Source organism: Enterococcus sp. AAFC-DPL-5182 (genome assembly GCF_058216605.1).
Genome location: NZ_CM177101.1, coordinates 1,271,890 through 1,292,399 on the forward strand (window position 1 = coordinate 1,271,890; position 20,510 = coordinate 1,292,399).

The 20,510-nt window shown below is 36.0% G+C and carries 18 protein-coding genes; 17 read left to right on the plus strand and 1 reads right to left on the minus strand.

Features of this window, described 5'->3' with window-relative positions:
* Positions 1-25 precede the first annotated feature (25 nt).
* The 16 genes from secA to AC4BB7_RS05970 all read left to right on the plus strand — a co-directional run bounded on the left by secA (position 26) and on the right by AC4BB7_RS05970 (position 18,049).
* Entirely contained in the window at positions 26-2,557 is a 2,532-nt protein-coding gene (gene secA, locus AC4BB7_RS05895; RefSeq protein WP_086312268.1) for a preprotein translocase subunit SecA, read from the plus strand.
* Positions 2,558-2,636: 79 nt separating this feature from the next.
* Positions 2,637-3,738 (plus strand): peptide chain release factor 2 gene (prfB, locus tag AC4BB7_RS05900; RefSeq protein WP_139844031.1). Its coding sequence is split into 2 segments (ribosomal slippage): positions 2,637-2,708 and positions 2,710-3,738, totalling 1,101 coding nucleotides; the frame shifts between segments, so codons are not numbered across the junction.
* 107 nt (positions 3,739-3,845) lie between these two features.
* Positions 3,846-4,532 (plus strand): cell division ATP-binding protein FtsE, encoded by a 687-nt coding sequence (gene ftsE, locus AC4BB7_RS05905; protein ID WP_010771600.1) that lies wholly within the window; start codon positions 3,846-3,848, stop codon positions 4,530-4,532.
* Positions 4,525-5,409 (plus strand): permease-like cell division protein FtsX, encoded by an 885-nt coding sequence (ftsX, locus tag AC4BB7_RS05910; RefSeq protein WP_490485122.1) that lies wholly within the window; start codon positions 4,525-4,527, stop codon positions 5,407-5,409. Before ftsE ends, ftsX begins: the two co-directional genes overlap by 8 nt.
* Before the next feature lie 105 nt (positions 5,410-5,514).
* Entirely contained in the window at positions 5,515-6,963 is a 1,449-nt protein-coding gene (gene cls, locus AC4BB7_RS05915) for a cardiolipin synthase (RefSeq protein ID WP_490484720.1), read from the plus strand.
* 166 nt (positions 6,964-7,129) lie between these two features.
* The gene (locus AC4BB7_RS05920) at positions 7,130-7,984 is read left to right on the plus strand and encodes a phosphate ABC transporter substrate-binding protein PstS (protein ID WP_086312272.1); all 855 of its coding nucleotides are present in this window, start codon (positions 7,130-7,132) and stop codon (positions 7,982-7,984) included.
* A 465-nt stretch (positions 7,985-8,449) separates the two neighbouring features.
* On the plus strand, positions 8,450-9,370 hold the full coding sequence (gene pstC / locus AC4BB7_RS05925) for a phosphate ABC transporter permease subunit PstC (RefSeq protein ID WP_010760779.1): 921 nt from the start codon (positions 8,450-8,452) through the stop codon (positions 9,368-9,370).
* Complete coding sequence (gene pstA, locus AC4BB7_RS05930) at positions 9,370-10,254, plus strand: phosphate ABC transporter permease PstA (protein ID WP_086312273.1); 885 nt, start codon at positions 9,370-9,372, stop codon at positions 10,252-10,254. Before pstC ends, pstA begins: the two co-directional genes overlap by 1 nt.
* Positions 10,255-10,270: 16 nt before the next feature.
* Positions 10,271-11,071, plus strand: coding sequence for a phosphate ABC transporter ATP-binding protein PstB (pstB, locus tag AC4BB7_RS05935; protein WP_010771606.1), 801 nt, complete (start codon positions 10,271-10,273; stop codon positions 11,069-11,071).
* A gap of 10 nt (positions 11,072-11,081) precedes the next feature.
* On the plus strand, positions 11,082-11,840 hold the full coding sequence (gene pstB, locus AC4BB7_RS05940; protein WP_010760782.1) for a phosphate ABC transporter ATP-binding protein PstB: 759 nt from the start codon (positions 11,082-11,084) through the stop codon (positions 11,838-11,840).
* An 18-nt stretch (positions 11,841-11,858) separates the two neighbouring features.
* The gene (phoU, locus tag AC4BB7_RS05945) at positions 11,859-12,530 is read left to right on the plus strand and encodes a phosphate signaling complex protein PhoU (RefSeq protein WP_086312274.1); all 672 of its coding nucleotides are present in this window, start codon (positions 11,859-11,861) and stop codon (positions 12,528-12,530) included.
* Between the two features lie 240 nt (positions 12,531-12,770).
* Positions 12,771-14,150 carry a hexose-6-phosphate:phosphate antiporter UhpT gene (gene uhpT / locus AC4BB7_RS05950; RefSeq protein WP_086312275.1) on the plus strand — a complete coding sequence of 460 codons (1,380 nt, stop codon included), beginning with the start codon at positions 12,771-12,773 and terminating at the stop codon, positions 14,148-14,150.
* A gap of 15 nt (positions 14,151-14,165) precedes the next feature.
* Positions 14,166-14,927: a tyrosine-protein phosphatase gene (locus tag AC4BB7_RS05955; RefSeq protein WP_490484721.1), complete on the plus strand. Its 762-nt coding sequence runs from the start codon at positions 14,166-14,168 to the stop codon at positions 14,925-14,927.
* A 68-nt stretch (positions 14,928-14,995) separates the two neighbouring features.
* A complete protein-coding gene (gene deoR / locus AC4BB7_RS05960; RefSeq protein WP_086312277.1) occupies positions 14,996-15,934 on the plus strand; it encodes a DNA-binding transcriptional repressor DeoR in 939 nt (312 codons plus the stop codon).
* A gap of 106 nt (positions 15,935-16,040) precedes the next feature.
* Positions 16,041-16,712: a deoxyribose-phosphate aldolase gene (deoC, locus tag AC4BB7_RS05965; RefSeq protein ID WP_086312278.1), complete on the plus strand. Its 672-nt coding sequence runs from the start codon at positions 16,041-16,043 to the stop codon at positions 16,710-16,712.
* Positions 16,713-16,747: 35 nt separating this feature from the next.
* Positions 16,748-18,049, plus strand: a complete 1,302-nt coding sequence (locus AC4BB7_RS05970; RefSeq protein ID WP_490484722.1) for a pyrimidine-nucleoside phosphorylase — start codon at positions 16,748-16,750, stop codon at positions 18,047-18,049.
* Between the two features lie 99 nt (positions 18,050-18,148).
* Here AC4BB7_RS05970 and AC4BB7_RS05975 read toward each other — a convergent pair whose 3' ends face one another.
* Entirely contained in the window at positions 18,149-19,117 is a 969-nt protein-coding gene (locus tag AC4BB7_RS05975; RefSeq protein WP_490484723.1) for an NAD-dependent epimerase/dehydratase family protein, read from the minus strand.
* Between the two features lie 127 nt (positions 19,118-19,244).
* On the opposite strand from AC4BB7_RS05975, the gene AC4BB7_RS05980 reads away from it, so the two are divergent.
* The gene (locus AC4BB7_RS05980) at positions 19,245-20,465 is read left to right on the plus strand and encodes a helix-turn-helix transcriptional regulator (RefSeq protein WP_490484724.1); all 1,221 of its coding nucleotides are present in this window, start codon (positions 19,245-19,247) and stop codon (positions 20,463-20,465) included.
* The last annotated feature ends 45 nt before the right edge of the window (positions 20,466-20,510 follow it).

Below are 20,510 nucleotides of genomic sequence, written 5' to 3' on the forward strand. Positions count from 1 at the left end.
TTTATTGAAAGGAACACTTAAAAACATGGCGAATTTTTTAAAAAAGATGATCGAAAATGATAAAAAGGAATTAAAACGCTTGGATGGTATTGCGAACCAAGTGGAATCTCATGCTTCAGCTATTGCAGCGTTAAACGATGAAGAATTAAGAGGAAAAACTGACGAGTTTAAAGCTCGTTATCAAAAAGGTGAAACATTAGATCAATTATTACCAGAAGCTTTTGCGGTCGTTCGTGAAGCTGCAAAACGTGTGTTAGGATTATATCCATATCACGTTCAGCTAATGGGTGGTATTGTCTTACATGACGGGAATATCCCTGAAATGAGAACAGGTGAAGGTAAAACTTTGACAGCTACAATGCCCGTTTATTTAAATGCATTGACAGGCGAAGGGGTTCACGTTGTAACTGTGAATGAGTATTTAGCAACACGTGACTCGGATGAGATGGGTGAATTATATAATTTCTTAGGTCTAACGGTTGGTCTGAACATCAACTCAAAAACATCTGAAGAAAAACGTGATGCATATAATTGCGATATCACTTATAGTACAAATAATGAATTAGGATTTGACTATTTACGTGATAACATGGTCGTTTACCGCAACCAAATGGTACAACGTCCGTTGAACTATGCTATCGTGGATGAGGTCGATTCAATCTTGATCGATGAAGCCCGTACACCGTTGATTATTTCTGGACAAGCAGAAAAATCAACAGCTCTATATACACGTACCGATAATTTTGTTAAACGTCTAAAAGAAGAAGAAGACTATAAAATCGATGTTCAATCTAAAACAATTAGTTTAACAGAAGCAGGTATCGAGAAAGCAGAAGAAAACTTTGGCTTAGATAATCTTTATGATATTGAAAATACAGCTTTGACACACCATATGGATCAAGCGTTACGTGCGAACTTTATTATGCTACGAGACATTGATTATGTTGTTCAAGAAGGCAAAGTTCTGATTGTTGACCAATTTACTGGACGTATCATGGATGGTCGTCGTTATTCAGACGGTTTACACCAAGCCATTGAAGCCAAAGAAGCTGTAGAAATCGAAGACGAAACAAAAACAATGGCGACAATTACATTCCAAAACTATTTCCGTATGTATAAAAAATTAGCTGGGATGACGGGTACTGCAAAAACAGAAGAAGAAGAATTCCGTGAAATCTATAATATTCAAGTTTTCCAAATTCCGACAAACCGTCCAATCATTCGTGATGACCGTGCAGATTTACTTTACCCAACACTACAAAGTAAATTTAAAGCAGTTGTTCAAGATATTAAAGAACGTTACCATAATGGTCAACCGGTCTTAGTTGGTACGGTAGCTGTTGAAACTTCTGAGTTACTATCTGAATTACTAAATAAGGAAAAAGTACCGCATGAAGTATTGAATGCAAAAAATCACTTTAAAGAAGCCGAAATCATCATGAACGCTGGTCAAAAAGGTGCAGTAACGATTGCAACCAATATGGCTGGTCGTGGTACAGATATCAAGCTTGGCTTAGGCGTTATCGAACTTGGCGGTTTAGCCGTAATTGGTACTGAACGTCACGAATCTCGCCGTATCGATAATCAATTACGAGGACGTGCAGGTCGTCAGGGAGATCCTGGGGTTTCTCAATTCTATCTATCTCTTGAAGATGATTTGATGAAACGTTTTGGTTCTGAAAGAATCAAAGCATTCTTGGATCGTATGAATATTGAAGAGTCAGATGCTGTGATTCAAAGTAAAATGTTAAGTAAACAAGTAGAATCAGCTCAAAAACGTGTTGAAGGTAACAACTACGATACACGTAAGAATGTCTTGCAATATGATGATGTAATGCGTGAACAACGTGAAGTTATTTATGCTCAACGACAAGAAGTCATCATGGAAGACACTGAATTAACTGAAACATTACTGAATATGGTGAAACGCACGATCACTCGAGTTGTGGACAGCCATACTTTATTAGAAAAAGAAAACTGGAACCTTGATGGTATCGTTGACTTCGCTTCTTCAACATTAGTTCATGAAGATTCTATTTCTAAAGCAGATTTAGAAGGCAAGTCACCAGAAGAGATCAAAGAGTATTTGGTAAAACGTGCTCAAGAAGTCTACGATGTCAAAGTAGAACAATTAAATGGTCCAGAACAAATTCTAGAATTCCAAAAAGTTGTTATTCTACGTGTTGTTGATACTAAATGGACAGATCATATCGATGCAATGGATCAATTGCGTCAATCAGTGGGCTTACGTGCTTACGGACAAAATAATCCATTAGTTGAGTATCAAACAGAAGGTTATAATATGTTTGAAGAAATGATCGGAGCAATCGAATACGAAGTAACTCGTCTATTCATGAAATCAGAAATTCGTCAAAATGTTCAACGTGAACAAGTGGCACAGGGAGAAGCAGTTCATCCAACCGATGAAGAAGAACCTGAAAGTAATACTAGTGCTAAGAAGAAACCAATACATGTTGATGAAAAAATAGGCCGTAATGATCCTTGTCCATGCGGCAGTGGTAAGAAGTACAAAAATTGCCACGGTAAAGGTCAGTAACAAATGATGAAGGTGAGGCGTTTGCTTCGCCTTCATTTGTTGTGTAACAAAGTATTGAAAATGAAGGGAAGAAAATATCATGGAAAATGCTGAAATCCGAACTATTTTAGATGAAATGAATCAATCAATCACAAGCTTCAGGGGGTCTCTTTGACTTAGATCAGTTAGAAGAAGATATTGCTGAAGCTGAAAACAGAATGGCAGAGCCAGGTTTTTGGGATAATACAGAAGCAGCGCAGCAATTGATCAATGAAACGAATTCTTACAAGGAAAAATATCAACAATTCCATCAATTTGCGGACGAACTGGAAGAATTGGAAATCATGAGTGAGATGCAGCAAGAAGAATATGATGCAGATACTCAAATAGAATTGGAAGAACGTTTACTAGCTTTAAAAGAAAAACTAAGTATTTATGAACTTTCTCTATTGTTAAACGAGCCTTATGATAAAAATAATGTTATCATGGAACTTCATCCAGGAGCTGGTGGTACAGAGTCACAAGATTGGGGCAGTATGCTGCTTCGGATGTATACTCGCTGGGCTGAAAGTCATGGGTTCCAAGTAGAGACATTAGATTACCAGTCAGGAGACGAAGCAGGCATTAAAAGTGTTACACTTCTAATTAAAGGATATAATGCCTATGGCTATTTAAAATCTGAAAAAGGGGTCCATCGTTTAGTCCGAATTTCACCTTTTGATTCAGCTAAACGTCGTCATACTTCTTTTTGTTCAGTTGATATCATGCCTGAATTGGATGAAAATGTCGAAATCGATATCAATACAGATGATTTAAAAGTCGATACGTATCGTGCTAGTGGAGCAGGAGGACAGCATATCAATAAAACTGAATCAGCTGTTCGAATCACGCATATTCCAACGGGTACGGTTGTTGCCAGCCAAGCACAACGTTCGCAACTAAAAAACCGTGAACAAGCGATGGGGATGTTAAAAGCAAAACTTTATCAACTAGAGATGGATAAAAAAGCCCAAGAAGCAGCATCATTACGTGGTGAGCAACTAGAGATTGGTTGGGGTTCGCAAATTCGTTCCTATGTTTTCCATCCTTATTCAATGGTTAAAGATCACCGTACTGATTACGAAACGGGAAATGTGCAGGCTGTGATGGATGGAGAACTAGATGGTTTTATCGATGCGTACTTAAAACAAAAATTAAATTGATCAATTCACAGAAATGAAACAAAATTGTAAACTGTTGAAAGAGCCTTGAAACAAAGTCATGTTATAATGATTGATAGTCTAGAAAACAGAGATGGAGAGAATACGCCATGATTGAAATGAAAGATGTAATGAAGAAATATTCGAATGGTACAACTGCGATCCGAAATATTTCAATAGAAATAAAACAAGGTGAATTCGTTTATGTTGTTGGACCTTCCGGAGCTGGAAAATCAACATTTATTAAACTTATGTACCGCGAAGAAAAAGCAACGAAAGGTCGTTTGAAAGTTGCAAGTCATGACTTGATGAAGATTAAAAATTCAGAAGTTCCATATCTTAGACGAGAAATCGGTATCGTCTTTCAAGATTACAAACTATTGACGAAAAAAACTGTATATGAAAATGTTGCATACGCTATGCAAGTTGTAGGCCGTAAGCCAAGAGATATCAAGAAAAGAGTGATGGAAGTTCTTGATCTTGTAGGTCTAAAACACAAAGTACGTGTATTTCCAAGTGAATTATCTGGTGGAGAGCAACAACGTGTTTCAATTGCTCGCGCAATCGTTAATACACCGAAAGTTCTAATTGCCGATGAACCAACAGGAAATCTTGATCCGGAAAATTCATGGGAAATCATGAAACTTTTAGATCGGATCAACGCGCAAGGAACAACCGTTGTAATGGCAACACATAACAGCACGATTGTAAACACGATCCGTCATCGTGTAATCGCCATCGAAAATGGCCGAATTATTCGAGACCAAGCGGAAGGAGACTATGGCTACGATGATTAGAACGTTCTTTTCTCACGTCCTAGAAAGTATCAAAAGTTTAAAACGTAATGGGTGGATGACAATTGCTTCAGCCAGTGCTGTTATGATTACTTTAGTCCTTGTTGGGATTTTTATGGCAGTAATTTTTAATGCAACAAAATTAGCAAAAGATATCGAAGAAAACGTAACAGTTTCTGTTTTCGTTGACATCGGTACAACACCTGATGAAATGCAAAAGTTAGAAAAAGAATTGAATAAAATCGACAATGTTGAAACGATCTCATATTCAAATAAAGATAAGCAATTAAAGAAAATCCAAAAACAAATGGGTGAAGCATGGAACCTTTTTGAAGGTGACAGTAATCCTTTGTATGATGTCTATTATGTGAGTGCAAAAGAACCATCTGATACGAAAAAAATCTCGCAAAAGGCAGCTAAACTGCCAAATGTATTTAAAGCAGATTACGGTGGTGTTTCTTCAGATAAGATTTTCAGTATCGCAGGAAAAGTAAGAACGTGGGGATTAGGAGCTGCTATTTTGCTATTGTTCGTCGCAGTATTCTTGATTTCCAATACGATTCGTATTACAATTCTTTCTCGTCAAAGAGAAATTCAAATCATGCGTTTAGTTGGTGCGAAAAATGGGTACATCCGTTGGCCGTTCTTTATTGAAGGGGCTTGGATCGGACTGATTGGTGCGATTATCCCAATTTTAGTACTGACATTTGGTTACCAAAAGTTTTATACGTTGTTTAACCCGCAACTGTTAAGTTCAAATTATTCATTATTGAAACCTGAATCATTTGTTTGGCAGATTGATTTATTAATGATAGTTATTGGAATGACAATAGGATCACTCGGTTCAATCATCTCAATGCGTCGTTTCTTAAAAATTTAGTAGGACTAAAGCAGACATTTTTGTCTGCTTTTCCTTTACTTATTTTCATAAGTTCGTTATGCTTTACTGGGGGGGATGTATGAGTAAAGTGATTGGGGTGAATGAATGAAGTTTTTATATGATAATTTATTTGTCATTATTTTTATTGCTAATATGCTATTATCGTTGATTATTGTTTTTCGAGAGCGTAAACAAACGGCTCAAACATGGTCATGGTTGCTTGTATTGATGTTTATTCCTGTTTTAGGTTTTATTCTTTATATTTTCTTAGGTCGAGGGATTTCAAAGGATAAGATATTTGACATGAAGATGCAGGCTAAAATCGGGATGAATGCTGAAATCGAATCAGAGAAACAATCATTATTAAGAGGGTTGTTTCCACATCCGCCAACTGGAGAAGTCGATTCAAAGCAGCTGATTTATATGCTGACTGTATTTGAAAGTTCGTTATATACAACAAATAATGAGGTTCGTTTATATACAGATGGACGAGAAAAATTTGATGGATTGATCGAAGATATTCGACAAGCCACAGATCATGTCCACATGGAGTATTATATTTATCGTGGTGATACTTTAGGAAAAGAGATTCGACAAGAACTGATTAATGCTGTAAAACGAGGTGTAAAAGTTCGTTTGCTTCTAGACGCTTGGGGTTCGACTCAAGTAAATATGAAGTTCTTTGAAGAATTAAAAAAAATCGGTGGAGAAATTGCATTCTTCTTCCCACTGTTTGTTCCATATTTAAATCCAAGGATCAATTATCGAAATCATCGAAAAATAGTGGTGATCGATGGGAAAATTGGTTATACTGGCGGATTTAATGTTGGAAATGAGTATTTAGGTGAGGTTGAAAAATTTGGTTACTGGCGCGATAATCATTTACGGATTCACGGTGAAGCTGTTTATAGTTTGCAAAATCGTTTTTTGATGGATTGGAATTCGCAACATCGAAAAGAATTAAGTTACGACGATGCTTATTTTCCGCCCATTCATTCTGATGGAAAAAAAGCAGTTCAAATAGTGACTAGCGGTCCAGATTCAGAACACGAACAAATCAAGATGACCTATTTAAAAATGATTTCAATCGCGAAAAAGGAAATATTGATTCAAACACCCTATTATATACCTGATGCTTCAATTCATGAAGCCTTAAAGTTAGCGTTACTTTCAGGTGTCAAAGTTCGTATGCAAATCCCAAATAAGCCAGATCATATGCTTGTTTATTGGGCAACGTACTCATTTTCAGCAGAACTGCTAGAATATGGAGCAATCATTGAAACTTATGAACACGGATTTATACATGCAAAAACAATGATCATTGACGGCGGAATTGTTTCTGTTGGATCAGCTAATATCGATGTACGCTCGTTTCGACTGGATTTTGAAGTCAATACAATTATTTACGATCAAGGATTTTCAGCAGAAGTACGAGATGCTTTTTACGAAGACTCTAAAGTTTCAGAACTATTGACTGAGGAAAAATACCGTAATCGTGGTGTACTGATTAAATTGAAAGAAGGATTAGCACGTCTAATTTCACCATTGTTATAAGTAAGTTTAAAAAGTACAATTTGAGGGATCTGTTGTACTTTTTACTTTGTTTTTTTTTGTTATTTTATACCAAAAAAATGCTAACTTGAGCAACTTATAATTTTCAATGTAAACAGTTAATGTTAAAATGAATTGATTGAATTGAGTTTGGAGGATTATCAGATAAATGAAAAAGAAGATGCTATTATTTTTTAGTCTAATTGGGCTAGTAACATTGTCAGGCTGTGCTAAGTGGATCGATAGAGGTGAATCAATCACAGCAGTCGGTTCGTCAGCACTGCAACCTTTAGTTGAAACCGCTGCGGAAGAGTTTCAAAATCAAAATCCAGGACGCTTTATCAATGTTCAAGGCGGCGGAAGCGGTACAGGATTGAGCCAAGTTCAGTCTGGCGCAGTTGATATAGGTAACTCGGATTTATTTGCAGAAGAAAAAAAAGGAATAGATGCATCGAAATTGACGGATCATAAAGTGGCTGTAGTAGGGATTACGCCTATCGTCAATAAAAAAGTTGGAGTATCAGATATCTCATTAGAAAATCTTAGAAAAATATTCTTGGGAGAAATAACGAATTGGAAAGAGATTGGTGGCAAAGATCTACCAATTGTTATGCTGAATCGTGCAGCAGGTAGCGGAACACGTGTAACGTTTGAACGATGGGTGCTTGACGGTAAAACAGCAATCCAAGCTCAAGAACAAGATTCTAGTGGAATGGTTCGTTCGATTGTTTCAGATACGCCAGGAGCTATTAGCTATACTGCGTTTTCTTATGTTAATGATGAAGTGAATACGTTAAGTATTGATGGTGTAAAACCAACAGATGAGAATGTTGTCACGAATAAATGGACGATTTGGTCTTATGAACATATGTATACTTTAGGACAACCAAAAAAATTAACAGATGAGTTCCTAGCATTTATGTTGTCAGATGATGTACAGGAAAAAATCATCGCTCAACTGGGCTATATACCTGTTTCTCAAATGAAAGTAGAACGCGATTGGCAAGGAAATCTAATCAAATAAAGGACCTTTACACAAAATTTACAAACTTAACATAAGATTTACATGTTATTAAACACAAATTTATGTTCAAAAGTTACACTGAATTTATTATGGAAAGTGTTGAGTATGTGGGGATTTATTTTGAAAAATAAATCATGATTGTGGTCAAAAAGTCCTAACCTCATATTTTCCTATCTGAGTCGAACGAGCTAGTTCAACTTTTATATAGTCGGGATTCACTGGCTAGCCTTTCGGAAAAAAAGATAAAAATAGAAAGTGACAAAAAGCGTCACAGTCGATTTTTCTTATTTTCCTGTCAGAGCTGAACGAGCCTGTTATGCTTTTAATGTTATCTAGCTTCGCAGGCTAGCTCTTCGGGAAAAAGATAAAAACTGAGTGAGGTAAAAAGCACCTCAATCATTTTTTCCTATTTTCCTGTCAGAGCTGAACGAACCTGCTACGCTTTTAAAATAAGGAGGAATTTTCTTGGAAGATGTGCAGAAGAAATTGTTAACAAAATCAAAGCGCGCAAGAATGGAACAGCGAGGGAAATTTATTAGTTTTCTTTGTATTGCTTTGATTGTTTTGGTTGTTTTATCGATCTTTTATTTTGTGGCAAGTAAAGGTTTAGCGACCTTTTTTACAAATAAAATCAAAGTTTCCGATTTTTTATTTGGTACAAACTGGAATCCGAGTGAAACAGGAACAGATGGTAAACCAATGGTAGGAGCCTTGCCAATGATTGCAGGTTCTTTTATTGTCACGTTTCTATCTGCGATCATTGCGACACCATTTGCAATTGGTGCAGCTGTTTTCATGACAGAAATTTCACCAAAAAAAGGCTCAAAAATTTTACAGCCGGTTATTGAACTATTAGTTGGGATTCCTTCAGTTGTATATGGTTTTATCGGTTTATCTGTGATCGTGCCATTTATTCGTTCAATTTTTGGCGGCACAGGTTTTGGGATTTTAGCTGGAACATTTGTCTTGTTCGTTATGATTTTACCGACTGTTACGACAATGACTGTTGATGCGTTAAAGTCAGTACCTCGTCATTATCGTGAAGCATCATTAGCTTTAGGGGCAACTCGTTGGCAAACAATTTATAAAGTTGTTTTAAGAGCAGCTGTTCCTGGGATTTTAACTGCTGTTGTTTTTGGAATGGCCCGAGCTTTTGGTGAAGCATTGGCAATTCAAATGGTCATTGGTAATGCGGCGATCATGCCATCTAGTTTAACGACTCCAGCTTCAACTTTAACAAGTATTTTGACGATGGGTATTGGAAATACGATCATGGGAACAGTGGAAAACAACGTACTTTGGTCCCTTGCTTTGATCTTACTCTTGATGTCATTATTGTTTAATATTATTATTCGGATCATTGGTAGGAAAGGAGCCTTGAAATAATGAACGCAAAAAAAGCAGATAAATTTGCAACGGGTGTTTTATATGCGATATCAGGCGTGATTGTTTTAATTTTGGCAGCATTGCTGCTGTATATTCTGATTCGTGGTATTCCTCATATTTCTTGGGACTTTTTAACGAAACCATCTAAAGCCTACCAAGCTGGCGGCGGTATCGGTATTCAATTATTCAACTCACTTTATTTATTATTGATCACGATGCTGATCAGTTTTCCAATTTCATTAGGTGCAGGTATTTATTTATCTGAATATGCAAAGAAAAATTGGTTAACAGATGTGATTCGTACTTCGATTGAAATTCTAAGCTCACTTCCATCTGTAGTTGTTGGTTTGTTTGGATTCTTGATCTTTGTAGTACAAATGGGCTATGGCTTTTCAATCATTTCAGGTGCTTTGGCACTAACATTTTTCAACTTACCTTTATTGACTAGAAATGTTGAAGAATCATTAAAAGCAGTTCACTATACGCAGCGAGAAGCAGGGTTATCGTTAGGGTTATCTCGTTGGGAGACCGTGATGAAAGTTGTTGTTCCAGAAGCGTTACCGGGAATTTTAACTGGTGTGATCTTGAGTTCAGGAAGAATTTTTGGTGAAGCTGCTGCGCTGATTTATACTGCAGGACAGAGTGCTCCAGCACTAGATTTCAGTAATTGGAATCCACTAAGTGTATCAAGTCCAATCAGTATTTTCCGTCAAGCTGAAACATTAGCTGTTCATATTTGGAAAATCAATACAGAAGGCACGATGCCGGATGGTGCTGCTGTTTCCGCGGGGGCTTCCGCTGTTCTGATTTTAGTCGTTTTACTCTTTAATTTCGGCGCACGCTTTATTGGAAATAGATTATATAAAAGAATGACATCAGCCTAATGTTAGGGGAATCAGAATGAAAGAATATAATTTAAATGATACAAATATAATTAAATTACCAGAACCAATTGCCTTGCATACCGATGATCTTCATGTCTGGTATGGAGAAAACGAAGCCATTAAAGGTGTAGATCTAGAATTTGAAAAAAATAAAATCACAGCGTTGATTGGGCCCTCTGGTTGTGGTAAATCAACCTATCTACGTTCATTAAATCGCATGAACGATGGGATTGCAAACACTAAAGTAACAGGTAATATCATGTATAAAGGCGTTAATGTCAATACAAAAGAAGTCGATGTCTATGAAATGCGTAAACGCATCGGCATGGTTTTTCAACGTCCTAATCCATTCAGTAAATCAATCTATGAAAACATCACATTCGCATTAAAACAACATGGCGAAAAAGATAAGAAAAAACTAGATGAAATTGTTGAAACAAGTTTAAAACAGGCAGCGCTTTGGGAACAAGTAAAAGACAATTTAGATAAAAGTGCCTTAGCCTTGTCTGGTGGTCAACAACAACGTTTATGTATTGCTAGAGCGATTGCTATGAAACCAGATATTCTACTTTTAGATGAGCCAGCTAGTGCCCTAGATCCGATTTCAACTGGGAAGGTTGAAGAGACATTAGTGAATTTAAAAGATGATTATACGATCATTATCGTAACCCATAACATGCAGCAAGCTGCCCGTATCAGTGATTACACTGCCTTTTTCTACCTAGGTAAAGTGATCGAATACGATGAAACAAGAAAAATCTTTACACGACCAAAAATTCAAGCAACAGAAGATTACGTTTCTGGGCATTTTGGTTAGGAGGAGAAAGATGACAAAAGAAATTATTTCATCAAAAGATTTGCATTTATATTATGGTAAAAAAGAAGCCTTGAAAGGGATCGACTTGAGTATCAATCAAGGGGAAATCACAGCGATGATCGGACCATCAGGTTGTGGTAAATCGACTTATCTACGTTCACTGAACCGGATGAATGATTTGATCCCAGGTGTGACGATCACTGGAAGTGTGGTCTATAAAGGGAAAGACATCTATGGTCCAAAAACGGATATCGTAGATTTACGTAAAGAAATCGGCATGGTTTTTCAACAACCGAATCCTTTTCCGTTTTCCATCTATGAAAATGTGATTTACGGTTTACGTTTAAAAGGCGAAAAAGATAAACAAGTGTTAGATGAAGCAGTGGAAAATAGTTTAAAAGCAGCATCTGTTTGGGAAGATGTGAAAGATAAACTGCATAAAAGTGCCTTATCTTTATCAGGCGGTCAACAACAACGTGTTTGTATCGCTCGTGTGTTAGCCGTTGATCCTGAAATTATTTTATTGGATGAACCGACAAGTGCCCTTGATCCAGTTTCAAGTGGTAAGATCGAGAATATGCTTTTAACATTGAAAGAGAAGTATACAATGATCATGGTGACACATAATATGTCTCAAGCTTCACGGATTTCTGATAAAACGGCTTTCTTTTTACAAGGCGAATTGATAGAATTTAATGATACGAAGAAGATATTCTTGAATCCAAAAGAAAAACAAACAGAAGACTACATTTCTGGAAAATTTGGTTAAAAAAAAGGAGGAACCTATATGTTGCGCAGCCAATTCGAAGAAGAACTATTAAATCTTCATAATCAATTTTATGAAATGGGCATGATGGTAAGTAATGTTGTGCATAAATCTGTACGAGCATATATCAACCACGATAAAAAAATAGCTCAAGAAGTCATTGATTATGATGTAGAAATTAATGATATGGAAGTTAAATTAGAGAAGAAAAGTTTTGAAATGATTGCTTTACAACAACCAGTAACAACCGATCTAAGAATGATCATCACTGTTATGAAAGCTAGTTCTGACTTAGAAAGAATGGCGGATCACGCTGTATCGATCGCTAAGTCAACGATTCGATTAAAAGGAGAAACTAGAATTCCTGAAATTGAAAAAGAAATTTCAGATATGTCTGATTATGTTAAAAAAATGGTTGATAACGTGTTGATCGCTTATGTCAAAACGGATCAAAAAGACGCTCGTATGATCGCTAAAATGGATGCTCGAGTGAATGAGTATTTTGATAGTATCTACAGACACTCAATCAAAGCAATGCAATCAAATCCTGAAACAGTCATTAGCGGAACCGACTATCTGCATGTAGCAACCTATTTAGAGCGGATCGGGGATTATGTGACAAATATCTGTGAATGGATCGTTTATCTAGCTACTGGAAAAATCACAGAATTGAATAGCAATCACGATGAATAACATAATAAAATAGAGGCTGGATTAAAAGCATTTATTTAAATGTAAAGAGAGAATCAAAACGAATAGCTCGTTTTGCTTCTCTCTTTCTTTTTTTTGTATACAATATTGTTCATAACTAATGTAAAAAATAATTTTGAACATAATTTCAATAACGTGTTTACATTTGTTCTTTCGTCGTGTATTATACACTTATATTGGAAAGCGCTAACCATTATAATTAAAATTTTGGGGTGAGAGAATTTGGAAGAAACGAATGCAGTTGTTGGTAAAGGGATCCGGCCGACTTTGGCCGAACAAAGAAAACAATGGTTTAAAGAATTTATGAAACCGTTTTTGGTTGTTGTGGTTATATACATCACCATGTACATGATTCGTAATAATTTTAAAGCAGCACAGCCATTATTAAAAAGTCAGTTAGGACTGACAACGACAGATCTTGGTTATATTGGTTTTGTCTTTTCCATCGTTTATGGATTTGGTAAATTTATTGTTGGTTATATCGTAGATGGCAAGAATACGAAGAAAATTTTATCTATTTTGTTATTATTGTCTTCAATTACCGTTTTATGTATGGGGATTCTTTTTACCATGAATAATGTCCCGATGGGCTGGATCGTGGTTTTATGGTCATTGAACGGATTGTTCCAATGTGTTGGTGGACCAAGTTGTGCTTCCGTTATTACACAATGGACAACGAGAAGCAATCGTGGTAGATATATTGGGTTATGGAATGCATCACATAATATTGGTGGTGGTTTTGCAGGGATTTTTGCTGTTTGGTGTGCGACAACGTTCTTTAAAGGTCAAGTTGCAGGGATGTTCATTATTCCAGCAATAGTGGCAGCTGTTGTGGCAATAGGAACATTTTTTATCGGGAAAAATAGACCAGAAGATTTAGGCTGGAATTCAAGTGAAGAAATCTTTGGTGAACCTGTGGAAGAAGCCAATGTAGATGCTGAAAATCTAACAAAGTGGGAAATTTTCAAAAAGTATCTCTTAACCAATCCTTATATTTGGGTTTTATGTGTTGCGAATGTATTTGTTTATATTGTTCGAATCGGTATCGATAACTGGGCACCGTTATATGTAACGGAACATTTGAATTTTTCGCAAGAAGCAGCAGCTCAAACGATTTTCTATTTTGAAATGGGCGCTTTGATCGGATGTTTGGCTTGGGGCTATATCTCAGATTTATTAAAAGGACGTCCAGCTTTGGTTGCCACAGTTAGTACAATTTTACTACCGATTGGCATCATTGGATATCAACTTGGTACAACTGAATTTGTGATCAATGCATCATTATTTATGTTAGGCATGATGGTATTTGGACCGCAATTGTTGATCAATTTATCCATGTTAGGATTTGTACCGAAAAAAGCAACAGTTGTTTCGGGCGGATTGCTAGGCGCTTTTGCTTATTTATTTGGAGATTCAATGGCTAAAATTCTTTTGGCTAAGATTTCCGATCCGTCAAAAGATGGAGTGAATTTCTTTGGACACGTCCTACACGGTTGGAATGATACATTTATTATCTTTTATATTTCGATTGTGATCATTGCCGTTCTTTTAGGAATCGTGGCATTGGCAGAAGAAAGAAGAAGAAAAAAAGTAAGTGCATAAAGGTGGAATAGACAAATGAACGTAAAAATTACAAATTTTAGAGACTTAGGCGGCATTCAAAATAAAGAGGGAAAAATAGTTAAGGCGAAGAAATTATTGCGCTCGGGTCATTTAGTTGATTTAGATCAAAAAACTAAAACAACGCTTGTAGACAATTTTAACCTAACAAGAATCATTGATTTTAGACGAGGCTTTGAAATCAGTGAATCGCCAGATACTCCAATCGAAGATGTGGAGTATGTCAATTTAGATCTGTTAGGAAAGATGAACGCTAAAAATTCAAGTTTAGCTGATTTTGCTAAGTTAAAATCGATTGAAGCAGTTGATAAACATATGCTTGGCGTTTATGAAGATTTGATCCTGAATCCAGGTGCTCAAGAAGGTTTTACGGAGTTTATGGAGTATATTTTAGCTAATAAAGAGGGTTCAACAATTTTTCATTGTTTTGCTGGTAAGGATCGCACAGGCTACGCTTCAGCGTTATTGCTATTATTACTAGATGTGGAAAAAGAGGAAATTTATAAAGACTTTCTGATTACAAATACTGAGAGAAAACAAGCCAATGATGAATTAGTTCAGCAATTTAGAGAGCAAGGATTTAGTGAAGAGCAATTGGAGTCATTGGCAACAGCTCTTTATGTAAAGGAAGATTATCTGGATCACGCGTTTAATTTAATTGAGAAAAACTTCGGTACAGCAGAAAAATATGCAGCTGAATGTTTAAATTTTGATCAAGAAAAACTAATTGAGCTGAAAAGTATTTATTTAACTGACTAAAAGTCCATTTGTCATCCTTGTTTGTTCTTGCTATAATGAGCTTAAATAATAAGGAACGGACAATGTGTATGGATAAAGAAAAACAACAACTTAGTATCGAAGTAGCACGACTTTACTATCAATCATCCCTTAGTCAGCAAGAAATTGCTGAGAAGTTAAATGTATCACGGCCGACAATATCGCGATTACTCAATTATGCTAAAGAAAAAGGATATGTTCAAATCACGATTTTTGATCCTTTCTCCGACCTGTTTGAAATCGAAAAAAAGTTGAAAGAAAAATATGGTTTAGCAGAAGTCCATGTTGCTTTTTCGCCAGATGCAAACTACAATTCTATTTCAGAATATTTAACTTCTTATGCAGCTGAATATCTTGAAGATACTATCAAGAGTGGTGATATCATCGGGGTTAGTTGGGGAACGACTATGCATAAGACTGTTTCTAAAATGAGTCGTCTGGATGTAAAGGGCGTGGAAGTTGTTCAACTAAAAGGCGGCATTGCTTATTTTGATGTTAATAATTACGCATTTGAAACAATCACATTATTTGCTGAAATTTTAAATACAAAAGCAAGAACGTTTCCTTTACCAGTTATTTTAGACAGTAAAGAAGCTAAAGATTTAGTTGTAGAAGATCGTCATATCAGTAAGGTTATTGAATTGGGACGGCAGGCCAATATTGCTGTATTTACCGTGGGAACGGTTCAAAGCGAATCGTTGCATTTTCGCTTAGGCTATTTTACGGAACAAGAAGAGAAATCACTTAAAGCGAATGCAGTAGGAGATATCTGTTCTAGATTCTTCAATGAAGATGGTCAAATCAGTGATGAAGAAATCAATAGTCGTACGATTGGGATTGAGCTTGAAGAGTTAAAAACCAAGGAAAAGTCGATTCTAATCGCTGGCGGAGATCGCAAAATCAAAGCAATCCATGGTGCATTAGTGGGTGGCTATGCCAATGTGCTGCTGATTGATAAATTTACCGCTTTGAAGCTTTTAAATCATTAATTATATTTGGGAACCGGAGTAGACATGTTTTTCTACTCTTTTATAAAAACTTAGTATGAACGAAATTTCAATTTAATAGAACGAAATTTCTGAAAGGGAGAGTACAATGAACGTAAACAAAATGATCGACCACACATTATTAAAACCAGAAGCAAATGAGAAAGCATTATTAACTTTGATCGAAGAGGCTAAAAAATATGAATTTGCTTCAGTGTGCGTGAATCCTTATTGGGTTGCTTTAGCAAGTAAAGAATTAGCTGGTACTTCAGTTGAGATTTGTACAGTCATTGGATTTCCTTTAGGGGCAAATACAACAGCAACAAAAGTTTTTGAGACAGAAGACGCAATCAAAAATGGTGCAACAGAAGTAGACATGGTCATTAATGTAGGTGCATTAAAATCAGGCGATGAAGATACTGTTTTAAAAGATATTGAAGCAGTTGTGAAAGCAGCCCAAGGCAAGGCATTAGTGAAAGTGATTCTTGAAAATTGTTTATTAACGGATAGAGAAATTGCGTTAGCATCAAAACTATCTGTTCAAGCAGGAGCAGATTTCGTTAAAACATCAACTGGTTTTTCAACAGGCGGAGCAACGATCAAAGATGTTGCATTGATGCGTAAAACTGTTGGTCCGGATATTGGAGTAAAAGCTTCTGGTGGTGTTCGTACAGCGGAAGATGCTAAATCAATGATTCATGCAGGAGCTTCAAGAGTAGGTGCAAGTTCAAGCGTTGCGATTGTTGATGAAGCTATCAATGATACAACAGGTGGCTATTAAAAACTTTAAACAATTGAGATCGTGAGGTACGAATTATGAGAATGGTTGATATTATTGAAAAAAAACGAAATGGCAATGAACTTAGCAAAGAAGAAATTGAATTTTTTATTGAAGGTTTAACAAACGGAACGATTCCAGATTATCAGGCAAGTGCATTCTTAATGGCTATTTATTTTCAAGATATGTCAGATGAAGAACGAGCTAATTTGACTTTATCAATGGTTCATTCTGGTGATGTGATCGATTTATCAAATATTGACGGGATAAAAGTGGATAAACATTCTACTGGTGGTGTAGGTGATACAACAACATTAGTTTTAGCACCACTTGTGGCTGCACTTGATATTCCTTTTGCAAAAATGTCAGGCCGTGGCTTAGGTCACACTGGTGGTACGATCGATAAACTAGAAGCTTTTGATGGTTTCCATGTGGAATTAACGGATGATGAATTTACTGAGATGGTCAATCGCGATAAAATTTCAGTAATCGGTCAATCTGGTAATTTAACACCTGCTGATAAAAAATTATACGCGTTAAGAGACGTCACAGCTACAGTTAGTTCAATTCCACTGATTGCAAGTTCAATCATGAGTAAAAAAATTGCAGCAGGGGCAGATGCGATTGTCTTAGATGTTAAGACTGGTGCAGGTGCCTTCATGAAGACGGAAGAAGATGCAGCAGAACTTGCTTCTGCAATGGTTAGAATTGGTAATTTGGTTGGTCGAAATACGATGGCTATTATCTCTGATATGTCACAGCCGTTAGGAAATGCGATCGGTAATTCATTAGAAGTGCAAGAAGCTATCGATACTTTGCATGGTAATGGACCAGAAGATTTAACAGAACTTGTTTTAACTTTAGGGAGTCAAATGGTTGTACTTGCAGGCAAGACCGATTCTTTAACAGAAGCTAGAGAATTGCTAAAAGGTGTAATTAAAGATGGTTCAGCTTTGGTCAAATTCAAACAATTTATCAAAAATCAAGGTGGTAATCCTGAATGGGTTGATGATCCTACATTATTACCACAGGCTAATTTTGAAATCGAGGTTACTTCTGATTCAGATGGATTTGTTACAGAAATTGTCGCTGATAATATCGGGGTAGCAGCAATGAAACTGGGAGCTGGACGAGAAACAAAAGAAGATGACATTGATTTGGCAGTTGGCTTGGTTTTAAGAAAAAAAGTTGGTGATCAAGTGAAAAAAGGTGAGAGCTTAGTCACAATTTTTGCCAATCAAGAAGATATTGCTGATGTTACAGCTATGATCAAGGAGAATATCCACATTGGTTTAGAGGTTCCAGAAAGCAAATTGATTTACCGCGAAATTCACAAGTAGTCTAAAAGATTAAAAAATAAAAAGCGCTGTTACAAAAAAAATAGACTGAGCTATAACTTTTTGAGTTATGCTCCAGTCTATTTTTTTATAATCAATTATTTATTCAACACATTTTTTCAAGGTCTCTTTAATGGAAGCAACGACATCATCATGTTTGATATTTAAAATAGGAAAGGTATCATTTGGATCTAAATATAAATCATATTCTTGCATCATCGCTGATTTTGTTGAATGAATCCCATGTTCCAAACCAGCTTTGCCTGATTCAGCATCAATACCTTCATAAATATCTTTAACATCATTATAAGAAACGACAGGAACTGTTGTATCTTGTCCTAAAGCTTCTACCATCAATTGATAAAATTCTTGGTATTTCATATTAGTATCACCAATTGCATATGTGCTGCGATGTGTTCCGTTTTCCATAGCGCCAACAGCTGCTTGCGCTACTTGTTCTACTGTTACCATTGCGGTCCCACCTTTAAGTGCAGGGAAAATGGCTTGCCCTTTGATTTGATCTGTAAACATTTTCCATAACGGTTCACGACCAGGCATAGTACCAAAAATATAAGGCAGACGTAAAGAAGTTACAGTCATACTACCGTCGCCTTCAGCGAACGCAACTTGTTCTTGTAGTAAACGCATCATTGGGTAACCTTCTACTTTTAAGTTAGTTTCAGGTAAACGCTCAGCAAATTCTGAAAAGTAAGAACCAAAGACAACAAAATTCTTTACACCCGCTTCTTTAGCTAAATAGGCCAAACGTTGAGTAGGTAAGACGTTCGCTTCATAGAAAAATTTAGAAGCAGGACTTTTTGGAACAACACGCTCGTCTGCACCAGCGGCATAAATAAAACCTTCACAACCCTTAAGCATCTCCAACACTGTTTCATCTGTCATATCATTGATATTTCCTAAAGTTACAGAGACATCGCTAGAAAATAAATCTTCTGCCGGCATCGGTGGTAAAGAAATCGTTGCTACCTCATAGCCTTTTTTCAATAATTCTTCCGTAGTATAATACCCTAAAAAACCAGTTCCACCTAACACAAAAACTTTTTTACTCATGAGTAAAACCTCCTAATTTAATTTGTGATATGAATCACATGTACAGTTATAGTATAATCGTAATGAACCGAAAAAACTGGACATCATAATTATAAATCTTATCCTAATTGAACGAAGGAGTAAAAAAATGCAAACAAGTCTTCCATATAGTGGAACTAGTTACTATGGTTTTGAATTAAATAAAGCCGATTTTATTGTAAAAAGTGAATCCTACCAAACTGAAACGGCTAAGATGAGTAGAATGACCGTTCAATTTTTCTTTATAAAAAGCGGTTCAGGAAAGATCCAAATCAATAATCAAGAATACTTAGTAAGAAAAGGCAGTGTGCTTTGGCTTTTTTCATATCATGTTTATCAGTTTGTTGAAATTTATGAAGAAATCCAAGTAATTACTTTCGACCTTTCTTTAAATGTACTAATGTTATCTTCCCTAACAACCCGCTCGGTGGATCAACATATGAATTTTTTTGAGTACTGGGATACACCTGCTCTTGACTGTGAGGAAAAAGATTTTTCCTATTTACGAACGATTTTTACCCATGCTCTTAAAGAATATGAACAACAAGAGCGACTCTATGATCTATCATTGCTTGCTGATTTGTATCAAGTGATCGTTTGGTTTGAAAGAACTGCAAGGTACCATTGGAATCGTGAAAAAACAATTCGTGAGATGAGTTCAAAAATATTATTGTATCTTCATTTTCATTATAGAGAAGACTTGTCACTGAATAAAGTAGCAGATAAATTTAAAAGCACATCTCAAACGATCAATCGAGGGTTAAAAAAACTAACAGGGAAAACATTTGTAGAAAATCTGGTTGAGGTTCGCATCAACAATGCTTTAGCAATGTTAAAATTTGAAGAGCTGGATGTAGCATTCATTGCTGATTTTGTTGGTTATCGATCCGTACCTAGCTTTAACAAACAGTTTAAGGCGATGACAGGTTATTCACCTACAGAAGTCAAAAAAATCCGCTCAACTGATAAGAAGCTAAATTCCTTTCGTTTCCAAAACAGTTTACCTTTTGAGATTTATAATTACATTCATCAACACTACAGTGAAGCAATATCGCTTCAAACGGCAGCAAAATATTTTTATTCTAGCCCAACTAAAATTGATCAAATTGTTTTAAATGAGTTTTCAATGACCTTTAATGCTTTGGTAGAATATAATCGAATGTTATTTGCTCGTTCTCTTTTGCTCAGTTCCTCTAGAAAGATTAGCGAAATAGCGGAAGCTTGCGGTTATCAATCTATTCGTACGTTTAACCGAAATTTTTTAGCTTTTTGGGGAAATACGCCAAGAAAATATAAAGAGTTATTGATGAAGAAAAAGAAGCTAGGATGATACCAAAAAATGAAAGAGAGATTTAGTAGAGAAAAGATAACGGCC